This window comes from Rhodococcus sp. 105337 (genome assembly GCF_012844225.1).
GTDB lineage: Bacteria > Actinomycetota > Actinomycetes > Mycobacteriales > Mycobacteriaceae > Rhodococcus.
This window is the reverse complement of record NZ_JABAGQ010000002.1, coordinates 346,091-361,229: the sequence shown is the minus strand read 5'-3', so window position 1 is coordinate 361,229 and position 15,139 is coordinate 346,091. Positions and strand designations below refer to the sequence as shown.

The 15,139-nt window shown below is 68.3% G+C and carries 12 protein-coding genes; 4 read left to right on the top strand and 8 right to left on the bottom strand.

From position 1 onward, the window contains the following. Window positions 1–142: 142 nt before the first annotated feature. Window positions 143–793 carry an amino acid-binding protein gene (locus tag HF886_RS05405; RefSeq protein ID WP_169619650.1) on the top strand — a complete coding sequence of 217 codons (651 nt, stop codon included), beginning with the start codon at window positions 143–145 and terminating at the stop codon, window positions 791–793. Between the two features lie 60 nt (window positions 794–853). On the opposite strand, the gene HF886_RS05400 is transcribed toward HF886_RS05405, so the two are convergent. The 8 genes from HF886_RS05400 to HF886_RS05365 all read right to left on the bottom strand — a co-directional run bounded on the left by HF886_RS05400 (window position 854) and on the right by HF886_RS05365 (window position 11,335). Beyond that, window positions 854–2,839 (bottom strand): YhgE/Pip domain-containing protein, encoded by a 1,986-nt coding sequence (locus HF886_RS05400; RefSeq protein WP_169619651.1) that lies wholly within the window; start codon window positions 2,837–2,839, stop codon window positions 854–856. A gap of 2 nt (window positions 2,840–2,841) precedes the next feature. After that, the gene (locus HF886_RS05395) at window positions 2,842–3,573 is read right to left on the bottom strand and encodes a hypothetical protein (protein ID WP_240951953.1); all 732 of its coding nucleotides are present in this window, start codon (window positions 3,571–3,573) and stop codon (window positions 2,842–2,844) included. Between the two features lie 252 nt (window positions 3,574–3,825). Beyond that, a complete protein-coding gene (ligA, locus tag HF886_RS05390) occupies window positions 3,826–5,913 on the bottom strand; it encodes an NAD-dependent DNA ligase LigA (RefSeq protein WP_169619652.1) in 2,088 nt (695 codons plus the stop codon). Window positions 5,914–6,003: 90 nt separating this feature from the next. Then, complete coding sequence (locus HF886_RS05385; protein ID WP_346765295.1) at window positions 6,004–7,032, bottom strand: methionine synthase; 1,029 nt, start codon at window positions 7,030–7,032, stop codon at window positions 6,004–6,006. After that, on the bottom strand, window positions 7,029–8,123 hold the full coding sequence (gene mnmA / locus HF886_RS05380) for a tRNA 2-thiouridine(34) synthase MnmA (protein WP_169619653.1): 1,095 nt from the start codon (window positions 8,121–8,123) through the stop codon (window positions 7,029–7,031). Before mnmA ends, HF886_RS05385 begins: the two co-directional genes overlap by 4 nt. Beyond that, window positions 8,120–9,355 carry a cysteine desulfurase family protein gene (locus tag HF886_RS05375; protein WP_169651744.1) on the bottom strand — a complete coding sequence of 412 codons (1,236 nt, stop codon included), beginning with the start codon at window positions 9,353–9,355 and terminating at the stop codon, window positions 8,120–8,122. The genes mnmA and HF886_RS05375 overlap by 4 nt, the downstream gene beginning before the upstream one ends. 189 nt (window positions 9,356–9,544) lie before the next feature. After that, window positions 9,545–10,501: an electron transfer flavoprotein subunit alpha/FixB family protein gene (locus HF886_RS05370; protein ID WP_169651743.1), complete on the bottom strand. Its 957-nt coding sequence runs from the start codon at window positions 10,499–10,501 to the stop codon at window positions 9,545–9,547. Between the two features lie 48 nt (window positions 10,502–10,549). Continuing rightward, window positions 10,550–11,335 carry an electron transfer flavoprotein subunit beta/FixA family protein gene (locus HF886_RS05365; protein ID WP_169619656.1) on the bottom strand — a complete coding sequence of 262 codons (786 nt, stop codon included), beginning with the start codon at window positions 11,333–11,335 and terminating at the stop codon, window positions 10,550–10,552. A 229-nt stretch (window positions 11,336–11,564) separates the two neighbouring features. On the opposite strand from HF886_RS05365, the gene HF886_RS05360 reads away from it, so the two are divergent. Genes HF886_RS05360 through HF886_RS05350 form a run of 3 tightly spaced genes read left to right on the top strand, consistent with a single transcriptional unit; the run spans window position 11,565 to window position 15,138 of the window. Further along, the gene (locus tag HF886_RS05360) at window positions 11,565–12,344 is read left to right on the top strand and encodes a class I SAM-dependent methyltransferase (RefSeq protein WP_346765294.1); all 780 of its coding nucleotides are present in this window, start codon (window positions 11,565–11,567) and stop codon (window positions 12,342–12,344) included. 26 nt (window positions 12,345–12,370) lie between these two features. Next, window positions 12,371–13,891, top strand: coding sequence for a glycoside hydrolase family 57 protein (locus HF886_RS05355; protein ID WP_169651830.1), 1,521 nt, complete (start codon window positions 12,371–12,373; stop codon window positions 13,889–13,891). After that, a complete protein-coding gene (locus HF886_RS05350; RefSeq protein ID WP_169619658.1) occupies window positions 13,891–15,138 on the top strand; it encodes a glycosyltransferase family 4 protein in 1,248 nt (415 codons plus the stop codon). The genes HF886_RS05355 and HF886_RS05350 overlap by 1 nt, the downstream gene beginning before the upstream one ends. Window position 15,139: the final 1 nt, after the last annotated feature.

Here is a 15,139-nt window from a genome sequence, read left to right as displayed (position 1 = left end):
GCATTTTCGGGTGAGGATCGCCGAAACCGGTGATGGGCGGTCACAATCGGCGTGCGGCGGGTGGAAAGATGTGCCCCACCGGGGTGCACTGCGATCCCGGGCCGGCGTACGGGGCGCCGGCATCCTCTGGGAAGGGACGTACGTGTCATATCTCTTGCGTGTCCGGCTACCCGATCGTCCCGGTAGCCTCGGCGCGCTCGCCTTGGCTCTCGGTTCTGTCGGAGCGGACATCCTCTCGCTCGATGTCGTGGAACGCGGCACGGACTACGCGATCGACGATCTCGTGGTCGATGTCGATCCGGGCAAACTGCCCGACACCCTCCTGACCGCCGCGGAGTCGCTCGACGGTGTGACGGTCGATTCCATCCGGCCGTACGCGGGCATTCTGGACACCCACCGGGAACTCGAGTTGATCGATCACGTCGCCGCGGCCCGGGACGACCGGCTCCAGGTTCTCGTCGACGGTGCCCCGCGTGTGCTGCGGGTCGGATGGGCGACGGTGCTCGGAATCGGTACACACGGCATCTACCGCATCGCCGGCAGCGCCGGAGCCCCCGAGACACACCTTGCCGACGTTCCGTGGATGCCACTGGCGAAATCGACGCTGCTCGACCACGAAGCGGACTGGGTTCCCGGCCTGTGGCGCGACATGAACACGATGCTGGCCGCCGCGCCGCTGGGAGCGCCCGACCGAGTGCTCGTGCTGGGCCGGCCCGGTGGACCGGAGTTCCGCCCGTCGGAGATCGCGCGGATCGGCTATCTCGCGGGCATCATCGGTACCGTTCTCGCCTAGCCTTCGCCGGCGTTACCCAGACCCCTCCGTTGCCGGGCCCTGCGCCCACAGCCCGAAGTGTCAGACCTCCACCGGCGGATAGAGCCGCTGCATGGTGTACCGCCGGTTTCGCCTCACCGCCAGGGCGCTTGCGGTGAGGGACACCAGCAGGAGCCCGACCAGGACTGCCACGGCCACCCACAGGCGCGAGTCGACCTGTTCGGCGACCGTGAGCTGCCGCAACCCCTCGACGGTGTAGGTCATCGGGTCGAAGGGATGGATGTACTGGAACGGTTTCGCAGTCGTGGGTACCGGATAGATGCCGCCTGCCGAGACCAGTTGCAGCATCAGGAATGCGAGGGTGACGACCCGCCCGACCGCCGTCCCGAAGACCGCATTGAACGCTTGGATCATGGCGAGATAGGTCGCCGCGATGAGCATCAGGAACAAGATCGTCCCGGCGAGGTGCTTGACGTCGAGACCCACGCCGAAATGCACCACCGCGTACATGACCAGCGCCTGCAGGATACCGACGAGCAGCGCCGGCCAGTACGACGCGAAGACGGTGCGGTACAGCCCGACTCCACCGACCGTCGGACGGGATTGCAACGGTGTCAAGAGCATCCACGTGATGATGCCGCCGACGAACAGTGCCAATGAGAGGAAGAAGGGAGCGAACCCGGTGCCGAACGTCGACGCGAGGTTGTTGTAGTCCTGCTTCAACGCCACCGGCGAGGCCAGGGTGTCGGCAGTCGCGGTGCGCTGCTGATCCGTCCAGCTCGGCACCTCGCCAGCGCCCTGTGACAGCTGCTGGGCCAGTTCGTCCGAGCCCGACTGCAACTGCTCCATTCCCGACGACAACTGTCCGGCACCGTCGGCGAGCCGGAAACTCCCGTCCGTCAGCTCGATCAGCCCGGAATTCAGCGTCCCCGCGCCCGAACTCAATTCGTCCACCCCGTTGCGCAACTGCTCCACATCCGACGCCAGATCGCCGCTCTGCAGCAACGCCAGCCCGCTCTGGAGGGGACTGTTCGGGTCGAGCAGTTCGTACTCGACGGCCTGGGCTTCGCCCTGCAAGCGCACGATCTCCGCGCGCAACGCCTCTGCGTCTGTCTGCACCTGCTGCGCTGCGAGCGGGCCCAGCACGGCAAGGGCCTGCTGGGCAAGCGGATCGTTGCTCTGCCCCAGCACGTCGACGACCGTTTGCAGCGCCGACCCCGCCGCGGCCTCCACCGGCTGGGGCACCCGGCTTTCCAGTGCGATGAGCGATTGCCTCAGTTGCGTCACCCGGTCGGCAATATCGGTCGGTGCGCCGCTGTTGAGGAAGCCCAGCAGCGGATCGGCGACGCCGTCCACGGCGGTGGCGAGTTCGTTCGCGCCGGTGGCCAGCCGGGCCGATCCGTCACGGGCGGTGACGAGGTTGTCGGCGAGTTCGCGCGACCCCGAGGTGAGCTGGTCTGCTCCGCTCTTGGCCGTGTCGATCCCGTTCGCGAGTGTGCCGGCGCCGTCCGCTGCCTTCTTCAGCCCCGAACCCGCGCTTTCGAGCCCGGTGAGTATCTGTCCGACGCCCTCCGCGCCGATGGTGGCGTTGATCTGGTTGAGCACCTGTTCGGAGGCGTCCTGCGCGATGATCGTGGCGAGATAGTTGTTGGCGTCGTTGAAGGTGAACACCAGGTTCGCCTTCTCCGGATTGTCCCCGCTGGGGGATTCCACTGCCTCCGTGAAGTTCTCGGGGATGGTCACGGTGTAGTAGTACTTACCGCTCGCGAGACCGGCAGTCGCCTCGCTCTCCGGCACCTCGATCAGATCCAGCTTTCCCGAGTCGAGCAGCGATTTGACGACTTGATCGCCGGCATCGACCTGTTGGCCGGTCGAGGAACGTCCGGTGTCGTTGTTGACGATCGCCGCGGGGATCTTGTCGACCGCACCGAACGGATTCCAGAACGCCCACAGGTACATCGCGCCGTAGAGCAACGGCATCAGAATGATGGTGACGAGCGCGACACGCGGCATCGTGCCGCGAAAGTACCGTGTGATGTCGCTCCCCAGCGAAAACGCAGCCAGCATCGCTACCCCGTCTCGGTCATGACGCCGATGTCGCCCGGCCCCAGAAGATCGTGCAAGTCCACCAGGGTCCGCACCGCGGCCCCGGGAGGAATCGGATTCACGTCGGCGGTGATCACCGATTGCGTCTCGCCCAGTGCGATCAGCCTCTCGAGAAGAACCGCGCGCTCGGCGTCGTCGGCGATCCGGTCGAGCCGCCCGACCACCAGCAGCGGCGGGCGCCGGGTGTTCGCGACCGCGATACGCAACAGCATCTGCTGAAGTTCCGGCAGGTCGTCGATGAAAGCCCGCAGGTGCGGGAGTTCGACGTCGCCGAACACCTCCTCGCACATGTCCGCGACTCCGCGTTCGTCGACCCGTGGCACGAGCCGGTACCAGGGCGAATCCCACCGCTTCTGTTCGGTGACGAGATCGCGCACGGTGACCGAGGGCGGCACCTCGTCGAGTTCGTTCATGCACGCGATCGCGGAATGAGCGAACACCTTTCTCGGCTGGTCCTCGTATCCGAGGACGGTGAGCGAACCGCCGGTCAGGCGCATCCGTCCGCACAACGCCATCATCAACGCGGTGCGTGCCGCCCCGGCCGGTGCCGCCAGCACGGAGACTCCGCCCTCGTCGATATCGAGGTCGAGCGGACCGAACACGTGTCCCCACGGCCCGTCCAGTTCGATGCTCCGTGCCGAAACGAGCGTTCCCGGAACCGGCGCCCACGACGCCCTGGGGTCCGTCACAGACATTTCGACCATCTCCACCCCACGTCTCCGGCGTCGGAACATCAACGCCTTCGCCTCGGAGCCCGTCGCGCGGACCGATCCGACTCGCAACAGGACGACCACCGAAGGACACGTTCACAGCACGTTCTTCCGATCATGCCGTTGTTCACGGCGACCGAGAGGCGCTTTCCGAGATGTGTCAGGAGATAGGAGCGAGCACCCGGCACCGACGAGGCGAACGCGGGCGCGCCGCCGGGTGGATGCCCGTCGGGGGCGTTACCCCACCTCGCGCACGGCGTCGGGGCCCTGGTCGAGCAGGATTCTGAACGCGTCCTCGTCTATCACGGGCACGCCGAGATCGGTCGCCTTGTCGGCCTTGGTGCCGGGGTTGTCGCCCACCACCACGAACGCGGTCTTCTTCGATACCGAACCGGCGGCCTTGCCGCCTCGCGCCAGAATGGCTTCCTTCGCCTGATCGCGCGAGAACCCCGCGAGCGTGCCGGTGACCACGATGGACAGACCCTCGAGTGTGCGTGCGATCGACTCGTCGCGTTCGTCCTCCATACGCACCCCGGCAGCGGCCCACTTGTCGACGATGGCGGCGTGCCAGTCCACCGTGAACCACTCGACCACGGCGGCGGCGATCGTGGGACCCACGCCTTCGACGGCGGCGAGTTCCTCGAGGGACGCCGCCCGGATCCGGTCCAGGCTGCCGAACTCCGTCGCGAGAGCGCGTGCCGCCGTGGGACCGACGTGCCGGATCGACAGCGCGACCAGGACGCGCCACAGCGGCTGTTCTTTCGCATTGTCCAGGTTCTGCAGCAAACGCTCGCTGTTCTTCGACAGCGCGCCTTTCGACGTGAGAAAGAACGGCGCCTTCCGGAGGTCGTCCTCGGTCAGCGAGAACAGATCGCCCTCGTCGGAGATCACGTTCGCTTCGAGCAGGGCCGTCGCCGCCTCGTATCCCAGTGCCTCGATGTCGAACGCACCGCGTCCGGCGACGTGGAAGACCCGTTCGCGCAACTGTGCCGGGCAGTTCCGCGAATTCGGGCAACGCAGGTCGACGTCGGCTTCCTTCGCGGGCGCGAGTGGGGTCCCGCACTCGGGGCATACGTTCGGCATCACGAATTCACGTTCCGTGCCGTCGCGCAGGTCGACGACGGGTCCGAGGACCTCGGGGATGACGTCGCCGGCTTTCCGGATCACCACGGTGTCGCCGATGAGCACGCCCTTACGCACCACTTCGGACGCGTTGTGCAGCGTCGCGAGCGAGACGGTGGATCCGGCGACGGTGACCGGTTCCATGTACGCGAACGGCGTGACCCGGCCGGTGCGTCCGACACTCACCCGGATGTCGAGCAGTCTGGTGGTCACTTCCTCGGGCGGGTACTTGTAGGCGATCGCCCAGCGCGGGGCACGCGAGGTGGCACCGAGCCGGCGGTGCAGGCCCATGTCGTCGATCTTCACGACCAGGCCGTCGAGTTCGTGCTCGATGTCGTGACGGTGTTCGCCCCAGTACCGCATGCGCTCGACGACGGCGTCCGCTCCCCGGACGCGGAGGGTGTGCGGCGAGACCGGCAGACCCCACGCGGCGAACGCGTCGTACGCCTGCGACTGCGATCGCGGCGAGAACCCCTCGATGCGGCCGTACCCGTGGCAGTACATGCGCAGCCGGCGCTGCGCGGTGACCGCGGGATTCTTCTGTCGCAGCGACCCTGCCGCCGAGTTCCGCGGATTCGCGAACGGCGGTTTTCCGGCGGCGACGAGACCGGCGTTGAGGTTCTGGAAGTCTTCGAGACGGAAGAACACCTCGCCCCGTACCTCGAGCAGCGTCGGGATCGGGTATTCCTCGGTGGCGGTGAGCTTTTCGGGCACCTCGTCGATCGTGCGCGCGTTGAGCGTGACGTCTTCACCGGTACGGCCGTCGCCGCGGGTCGCGGCGCGCACGAGTCGGCCGTTCTCGTACACCAGGCTCAGCGCCACACCGTCGATCTTCACCTCGCACAGGTAATCCGGGTGTGTCCCGGTCTCGGTCTCCGCGCGCGCGAGCCATGCCCGCAGCTCGTCCTCGTCGAAAACGTTGTCGAGGCTGAGCATGGGCTCGAGGTGGCTGACAGCGGTGAAATCGGTGGCGAACCCTCCGCCGACGAGCTGGGTCGGTGAGTCCGGGGTGCGCAGCTCCGTGTACTGCTCCTCGAGCGCCTGGAGTTCGCCGAGCAGTGCGTCGAACTGACCGTCGGAGATGATCGGCGCGTCGCGCACGTAGTAGCGGAACTGGTGCTCCCGTACCTGCTCGGCAAGATCCTGCCAGCGCTCGCGCGCCTCGGGAGGAGCGGTGGCAGGCGCGTCCGTCGGTTCACTCACAGGTCACAAGACTAGTCGAGGACCCCGACAACTCCGCAGCGATCCGATCGCACCGGACCGGGTCCGGCGGCGTCGGCCGGACCCCTTTCGTCACAGCGTCTCGGGGTCCTCCGAGAGCGCTGCCGAGATGTCGCGCGCCGACTTCAGTGCCTGCCGCGCCCAGTGCGGGTCCGCCGAGGCGAGCCCGCACGTCGGGGCCACGGACACCGACCGCAACGCGGTACGGGGGAAGCCGAGACGGTCGAAGAGTTCCACGGCAGGTGCCGCCTGCTCCCGCCAGCTGGGCACGGGGTTGGGAGCGGTGGTCGGAACCAGCCCGAGGACGAGCGCGGTACCGGAATCGAACAGTTCACCGATGCCGTCCAGATCGGCCCGCGACACCCTCGTGAGATCGAACGCGACGGCCTCTGCGGCGCTGCGGCGCAACAGGTCGGCGGGCAGGCTGCCGACGCAGCAGTGCACCGCGACGGACAGTCCGGTGCCGCGGATCGTCGTATCCAGGACGTCGAGCGCCTCGGGTTCGGGCCATGCCGGAACCGTCTCGAGGATCGTCCTGCCCTCCAATGTCCCGGCGAGGACATCGGGAAGCGCGGGTTCGTCGAGTTGCACGACGACCTGCACGCCGAGTCTGCGGTGCAGTTCGGCGGCGTGCCGCGCAATTCCCTCCGCCAGCGACTCGGACAGTTCGCGCACCGCCCCGCGGTCGAGCAGGACGCGACGGCCCGTGGCGAGTTCCAGATGAGCAGCCAGCGTCAGCGGACCGGCCGACTGCACCTTGACCGTGCGATCCGGCCCCGCACCGGCGCGTTCCCACGCTTCCTCGAGCGCGTCGAGGTCCTGCCGGAGCAGATCTTCGGCGCGCGCGGCGATCGTGCCGCGCCGGGAGACCAATCGGTAACCGGTCGTCGATGCGTCGAGATGGAGGTCGACGAGCAGCGCGCTCGCCCGCCCGATCGTGTCCGAACCCAGACCTCTGTCCGGAAGTTCCACGAGATGCGGAAGCTCGGCGAGTTCCCCGACCACCACAGCCGCCGCTTCGCGCGCGTCGGTGCCCGGCCACGAACCCACTCCGGTGGCGATCCCGGACCAGATCCCCCGAGCCGGGTCTCGGGTCGTCACATGCCCTCGGCTACGGGCCGTGCGACCGCGATCGTGCCGCTGCCGAGAACGATGTCTCCGGCCGGGTCCGGCCGGTACAGCACCGCGGCCTGACCGGCGGCGACGCCCGTGAGCGGTTCCCGCAGAGAGATCTCGATGCCCGAACCGGCCGCCTCGGCGACCGCCGGGGCGATCCCGCCGTGCGCGCGGACCTGCACGACGCATTCGACGGGGCCGTCGGGTGCGCTACCCGAGGTCCATACCGCACGCTCCGCATGGATGAAGTCGACCTTGAGGCGTTCGGCGCTGCCGACACGGACGGTGCCCGTCTCGGGTTCGATCGCGGTGACGTACCGCGGACCGCCGTCGGCGCCCGGACCGGAGATCCCGAGTCCCTTGCGCTGACCGATCGTGAAGCCGTGGACGCCCTCGTGCTCGGCGAGGACCTCCCCCGAATCGTCGTCGACGACCGCACCGGGCCGCACCCCGATGCGCGCGCCGAGGAAGGCCCGGGTGTCACCGGAGGGAATGAAGCAGATGTCGTGGCTGTCCGGCTTGTTCGCCACCGCGAGACCGCGCTCGGCGGCTTCGGCGCGGATCAGGTCCTTGGGTGTGTCCCCGATCGGGAACATCGCCCGCGACAACTGTTCCGCAGTCAGCACTGCCAATACGTAGGACTGGTCCTTGTCGGCGTCGACCGCGCGCCGCAGCACCCCGTCCTGCAAGCGCGCGTAGTGGCCGGTCGCGACCGCGTCGAAGCCCAGGGCCACCGCGCGGTCGGCCAGCGCGGAGAACTTGATCTTCTCGTTGCACCGCAGGCACGGATTGGGGGTCTGACCCGCCGCGTAGGCCTCCACGAAGTCGTCGATCACGTCTTCTTTGAAGCGGTCGGCGAAATCCCATATGTAGAAAGGGATTCCGAGCATGTCGGCGGCGCGGCGGGCATCGCCGGCATCCTCTTTCGAACAACAACCACGCGAACCGGTGCGCAGGGTGCCGGGAGCAGACGACAACGCCAGATGCACCCCCACCACGTCGTGTCCGGCATCGACAGCGCGGGCCGCGGCAACCGCCGAGTCCACACCGCCGCTCATAGCCGCAAGAATCCTCATCTCCGGTCACCTCCTCGTCCACCAGCGCTCGCCATACCGGCGGCACGTGCCCGCTCCACCACGCGCGGCAGAGCGTCGATCAGTACATCGATGTCGTCTCGGGTCGTGGTGTGCCCCAACGAGAATCGCAACGACCCGCGGGCGGTCGCGGGGTCGGATCCCATCGCGACCAGCACGTGGCTGGGCCGCGCCACGCCTGCCGTGCACGCCGACCCGGTAGAGCATTCGATCCCGGCCGCATCGAGCAGCATCAGCAGCGAATCCCCCTCACAGCCGGGGAACGTCATGTGCGCATTGTTGGGAAGCCGCCCCGCGCCGCGGGGTCCGTTGAGGATCACATCGGGGATCACCGCTTCGACACCGTCGACCAGACGATCGCGCAGGACGGCGAGTTCGGCGGTCCGGGCCGGAAGGTCGCGGGTGACCTCCCGGAGCGCAGCGGCCATGCCGACGATCGACGCGGTGTCCTGGGTCCCCGACCGGATGTCCCGTTCGTGTCCACCGCCGTGCGCGAGCGGAACGCAGGGCACCTGGCGTCCGAGCAGGAGCGCACCGACACCCTGGGGGCCGCCGAACTTGTGAGCGGCGAGGGTGAGCGCCGACAGCCCGCTCGCCGCGAAATCGACGGGCAGATGCGCGACGGCTTGCACCGCGTCGCTGTGCATCGGCACACCGAACTCGGCCGCGACGGCAGCGAGTTCGGCGATCGGCATCACGGTGCCGACTTCGTTGTTGGCCCACATGATCGTGACGAGGGCGACCTCGTCCGGATGAGCGGCGAGCGCCTCGCGCAGAACTGCCGGCTCGACCCGCCCGACCGCGTCCACCGGCAGCCAGGTCACCACGGCACCCTCGTGGTCGGCCAGCCACTCGACGGCGTCGAGCACGGCGTGGTGTTCCACGGCGCTCGCGATGATCCGGCGGCGCCGCGGGTCCTGGGCGCGCCGGCCCCAGTAGATGCCCTTGACCGCGAGGTTGTCGCCTTCGGTGCCGCCGGAGACGAAGATCACTTCGGAGGGTCGCGCACCGAGTTCGGCGGCGATCGATTCGCGGGCTTCTTCTATCCTGCGGCGTGCCGCGCGTCCCGAACCGTGCAGGGACGAGGCATTGCCGGTGGTTGCGAACACCCCGGTCATCGCGTCGATCGCCGCGGTCAGCATCGGCGTGGTCGCGGCGTGATCGAGGTAGACAGTTTTCGGGGTACCGGAGGATCCGGTGGCGGGCGAGGTCATGACCGATCCAGGATAGCGGGTGGCTCGGGGTGCCCGTCGCGCTCACCGCTTCCACGGGAGCACATGCGGCAAGGGTCACGTTCCGGCGTGCGGACGAGCCGGACATCTCGCCCACCGGGACCGACCACGCGCGAGCGCGGCCCCGCTCCGGATTCCGGAACGGGGCCGCGCTCTTGCTGAGGGTGAGAATCAGCCCTTGTGCTTCTTGACAGCCTCGGTCAGCTGCGGAGCGACGTTGAACAGGTCGCCCACGACGCCGAAGTCGGCGATCTCGAAGATCGGTGCCTCTTCGTCCTTGTTGACCGCGACGATGGTCTTCGAGGTCTGCATACCCGCGCGGTGCTGGATCGCTCCGGAGATACCGAGCGCGATGTACAGCTGCGGCGAGACCGTCTTACCGGTCTGGCCGACCTGGAACTGACCCGGGTAGTAGCCCGAGTCGACAGCGGCGCGCGATGCGCCCACCGCTGCGCCGAGCGAATCGGCGAGTTCTTCGACCACGGAGAACTTGTCGGCCGAGCCGACACCACGACCACCGGAGACGACGATCGACGCCTCGGTGAGCTCGGGACGGTCGCCACCGGCGACGGGCTCACGCGAGGTGATCTTGACCGCGTTCTCTTCCTGGGCCGGAACCTCGACGTCGACGCGAGTGGCGGCGGCAGCCTCCGGCTTGGCCTCGATCGCACCCGGGCGAACCGAGATGACCGGAACGTCGCCGTTGGCCTTGGCATCGACGGTGAACGCGCCACCGAAGATCGAGTGGACGGCCGAGCCGTCGCTCTTGACGTCGACGACGTCGACGAGCAGACCGGAGCCCAGGCGCGCAGCGAGGCGGCCGGACACCTCCTTGCCCTCGACCGACGCTGCGGTGAGAACCGCTGCGGGGCTGGTGGATTCGACGAGCGCGGCGAGAACGTCGACCTTCGGCGTCACGAGGTAGCCGTCGATGATGTCCGACTCGGCGGCGTAGACCTTCGCGGCACCGGCGGCGGCGAGCGCCTCCTGGAGCTTGTCGGCGGTGCCGGCGGGACCGGTCACGACTGCCGACGGCTCACCCAGCGCGCGAGCGGCGGTGATGAGTTCGGTGCTGATCTTCTTGAGCGCGCCCTCGGCATGCTCGACGAGCACGAGTACTTCTGCCATTGCTTGCTTCTCTCCCTAGATAGGTCTGGTGTTGTCGCGGGGGCGCGATCAGATGATCTTGTTGCCGACCAGGTACTGAGCGACCTTGTCGCCACCGTCGCCCTCGTCGGCGACACGCTCGCCGGCGGTACGCGCAGGCTTCGGGGTGACGCCGGTGACGGTGGACGCGGCGTTCGCGACACCGAAGATCTCGGGATCGAGACCGATGTCCGCCAGGGTGAGGGTCTGAACTTCCTTCTTCTTCGCGGCCATGATGCCCTTGAAGGACGGGAAGCGCGGCTCGTTGATCTTCTCGGTGACCGAGACGATCGCGGGGAGCGGTGCCTCGAGGCCGAAGACGCCCTCGTCGGTCTCACGCTCGCCGGTGGCCTTGCCGTCGGCCAGGGTCAGCTTGCGCAGGTGCGTGAGGTGCGGCAGGCCCAGGTACTCCGCGATGATCGCGGGCACGGCACCGACGCGACCGTCGGTGGCCTCGTTGCCGGCGATGACGAGCTCGACGCCCTCGATCTGGCCGAGCGCCGCGGCGAGCGCGTAGGCGGTCTGGATGGAGTCCGAGCCGTGCAGCGCGGGATCGTTGAGGTGGATGGCCTTGTCGGCACCCATCGACAGCGCCTTGCGGATGGCGTCGGTCGCGCGGTCGGGACCTGCGGTCAGCACGGTCACCTCGCCGCCGTCGCGCTCCTTGATGAGCAGGGCCTCTTCGACCGCCCGCTCGTTGATCTCGTCGAGAACCGCGTCGGCGGCTTCACGGTCGAGCGTGTAGTCGCCGTCGGTGAGCTTGCGCTCGGACCACGTGTCGGGGACCTGCTTGATCAAAACGACGATGTTCGTCATGGGTCTGCGTCGACCTCCTGTGTGTAGCTGCCTTTGGTCGGCAAGGCGCTGCCTGAACCGAGCACTCGTGTCTGTCGCACGGCGTGTGCGATAGATTATCAAACGCTAAGTTACCCGTGGGTAACTTAGCGGGATTCCTGGTTCACCATAGCCGCACGAAAGGACGCGCAAACCTGTGATCTGGACCACCGGAACGGAGCCGGAGTGCAGTGGCACTAATGTCTGCTCGGTGAGCGATACCAACAGCCGCACCGACGACGCCCAGACTCTCCCCCTCACCGGCGAACGGACGGTACCCGGCATCGCCGAGGAGAACTACTGGTTCCGGCGCCACGAAGTGGTCTACCGGCAACTGCTCGACCGCTGCCGACACCGCACCGTCCTCGAAGCGGGAGCGGGCGAAGGCTACGGCGCGGACATGATCGCCGACGTGGCGACGCGGGTCATCGGCCTCGACTACGACGAGAGCGCAGTTGCCCACATCCGCGCCCGCTACCCGCGCGTCGACATGCGGCACGGCAACCTCGCCGAACTCCCCCTCGCGGACGAGACCGTCGACGTCGTCGTGAACTTCCAGGTCATCGAACACCTGTGGGACCAGGGACAGTTCCTCCGCGAATGCCACCGCGTGCTCTCCCCGGGCGGCGCGCTGCTGATCAGCACACCGAACCGCATCACCTTCTCGCCGGGGCGCGACACCCCGCTCAATCCGTTCCACACCCGCGAACTCGATGCGGCCGAACTCTCGGAACTGCTCGACAGCGCCGGTTTCCGAGTGGAACTGATGACCGGAGTGCACCACGGCCCGACACTCCGCGCGCTCGACGCCAAGCACGGCGGCTCGTTCATCGACGCGCAGATCGAGCGTGCACTGGCCGGAGAACCGTGGCCGGCGGAACTCACCGAGGACGTCGCGGGCATCACCGTCGACGACTTCGTCCTCGACCCCGAAAACATCGACAGCAGCCTCGATCTGGTTGCCGTCGCAGTAAAGGATCCCGCGCGGTGAGTACGAAGAAGACCGGGGAACCGGGAATGTTCTCCCTCGTCCTGCACTCCCACCTGCCGTGGCTCGCCCATCACGGCCGCTGGCCGGTCGGTGAGGAATGGCTCTATCAGTCCTGGGCCGCAACATATCTCCCGGTCACCGACGTTCTTGCGCGCCTCGCCCACGAAGGACACAGCCGGATGGTCACGCTCGGGATCACGCCCGTCCTGGCCGCCCAGCTCGACGATCCGCACTGTCTTGCCGGAATGCACCACTGGCTCGGCAACTGGCAACTGCGCGCCCACGAGGCCGCCGGCATGGCCGAGGAGTCCTACCGGGCACTCGGGGCACGCGAACACCGTGCGGCAGGAGCCGCGCTCGAGATGTTCGAAACCCGATGGCGCCACGGCGGTTCCCCCGTGCTCCGCAACCTCGTCGACTCCGACGCGATCGAACTGCTCGGTGGTCCGCTCGCGCACCCGTTCCAGCCACTGCTCGACCCCCGGATGCGGGAGTTCTCCCTCGCCGAAGGCCTGCACGACGCGCACGCCCGTTGGCAACACCGACCCCGTGGCATCTGGGGCCCCGAGTGCGGATTCACGCCGGGCATGGAAATCGGGTACGCGGCAGCAGGTGTCGAACATTTCATGGTCGACGGGCCGGCGCTGCACGGCGAGACCACTCTCGGCCGCACCGTGCTCGACTCGGACGTCGTGTGTTTCGGACGTGACCTTCAGGTCTCGTACCGCGTGTGGTCGCCGAAGTCCGGATACCCCGGGCACGCCGCCTACCGCGACTTCCACACCTACTGTCACGACACGGGTCTCAAACCCTCCCGGGTGACCGGACGCGCGGTGCCGTCGGAGGACAAGGCGCCCTACGACCCCGAACTCGCGTCCCTCGCCGTCGACCGCCACGTCGCCGACTTCGTCGACACGATCCGCCGCCGCCTCCGGAGCGAGTCCGCGCGTATCGGCAGGGACGCACTCGTCGTCGCGGCATTCGACACCGAACTGTTCGGGCACTGGTGGTTCGAGGGCCCGCTGTTCCTCGAGCGGCTTCTGCGGGCGCTGCCGGAGGCGGGCATCGAGGTGGGCACGCTCACCGACGCCCGTGATCGCGGATACGTCGGTGGCCCCGTCGATCTCGCGAACTCCTCGTGGGGATCGGGCAAGGACTGGCGGGTGTGGGCCGGCGACCAGGTCTCCGACCTCGTCCAGCTCAACGACGAGGTGGTCCGGACCACGCTCGACACACTCGACAAAGCCCGTGACGGGCACGCACCCGGAGCACCGGTCCTGCGCAACCGCGTGCACGACCAGATGTTGCGCGAAGCACTGCTCACCGTCTCGAGCGACTGGGCGTTCATGGTCAGCAAGGACACCGCGGCCGCCTACGCCCGCGATCGCGCGCACACCCACGCGCACGCCCTCCGGGAGATCGCCGAGGCGGTCGCTTCCGGTCGGGACTCGACGGCAGTACGGTTGGCCGACGGCTGGAACCGAGCCGACAACCTGTTCCCCGGGCTCGACGCGCGGCGCCTGCCCGGACGCCACGGAGGCAAGTGATGAAGATCCTGATCGTGTCGTGGGAGTACCCGCCGGTCGTCGTCGGTGGGCTCGGTCGGCACGTTCACCATCTCGCCACGGAACTTGCCGCAGCGGGGAACGAAGTCGTGGTGCTGTCCCGGCGCCCCACGGGAACCGATGCTTCGACGCATCCCACACTCAGCCATATCGCCGAGGGCGTGCTCGTCGTCGCGGTCGCGGAGGACGCCCCCCACTTCGTATTCGGCGAGGACATGCTCGCCTGGACACTCGCGATGGGGCACGCGATGGTGCGCGCGGGGATCGGCCTGAGCCGCGGCGGTATCGGCGAGGGGTGGCAACCCGATGTCGTGCATGCACACGACTGGCTGGTCGCGCATCCCGCCATCGCCCTTGCCGAGCACTTCGACGTGCCGCTTGTCTCCACGCTCCACGCAACCGAAGCGGGCCGCCACAGCGGGTGGCTCTCGGGCAGAATCAACCGCCAGGTGCACTCGGTCGAGTGGTGGCTCGCCCACGAATCCGACGCGCTCATCACGTGTTCGGCGTCGATGTACGACGAAGTGACAGCACTGTACGGCCCCGATCTGCCGCGAATCTCGGTGATCCGCAACGGTATCGACATCACGACGTGGTCGTACCGCGAGCGCGCACCCCGATCCGGGCCGGCCCGGCTTCTCTATGTGGGACGGCTCGAGTACGAAAAGGGCGTGCAGGACGCGATCGCCGCCCTCCCGCGGATTCGGCGTTTCCACCCCGGCACCACGCTCATGGTCGCCGGCGACGGCACCCAGTCCGAGTGGTTGCGCGAACAGGCGCGCGTCCATCGTGTCGCACGCTCGGTGACCTTCCTCGGCAACCTCGACCACACCGAACTGCTCGATCGACTGCACACCGCCGACGCCATCGTCCTGCCCAGCCGGTACGAACCGTTCGGCATCATCGCGCTCGAAGCTGCCGCTGCGGGAACACCGTTGGTCACCTCGACCGCCGGCGGGCTCGGCGAGGCCGTCGTCGACGGCACGACCGGGTTGTCGTTTCCTCCCGGCGACGTCGCAGCGCTCACGTCGGCGGTGCGCAGGACGCTCGACGATCCGGCCGCCGCGCAGGAACGCGCCCGGGCCGCCAGGGCCCGGCTCACCGACGACTTCGACTGGGGACAGGTCGCCGAGGAGACGGCCCAGGTCTACATCGGCGCGAAGCGGCGGGTACGGCATCCGCTCGGACGGCCCGTGATCCCGCAGCGCCCGCTGCCCGGCCGGGACTGAG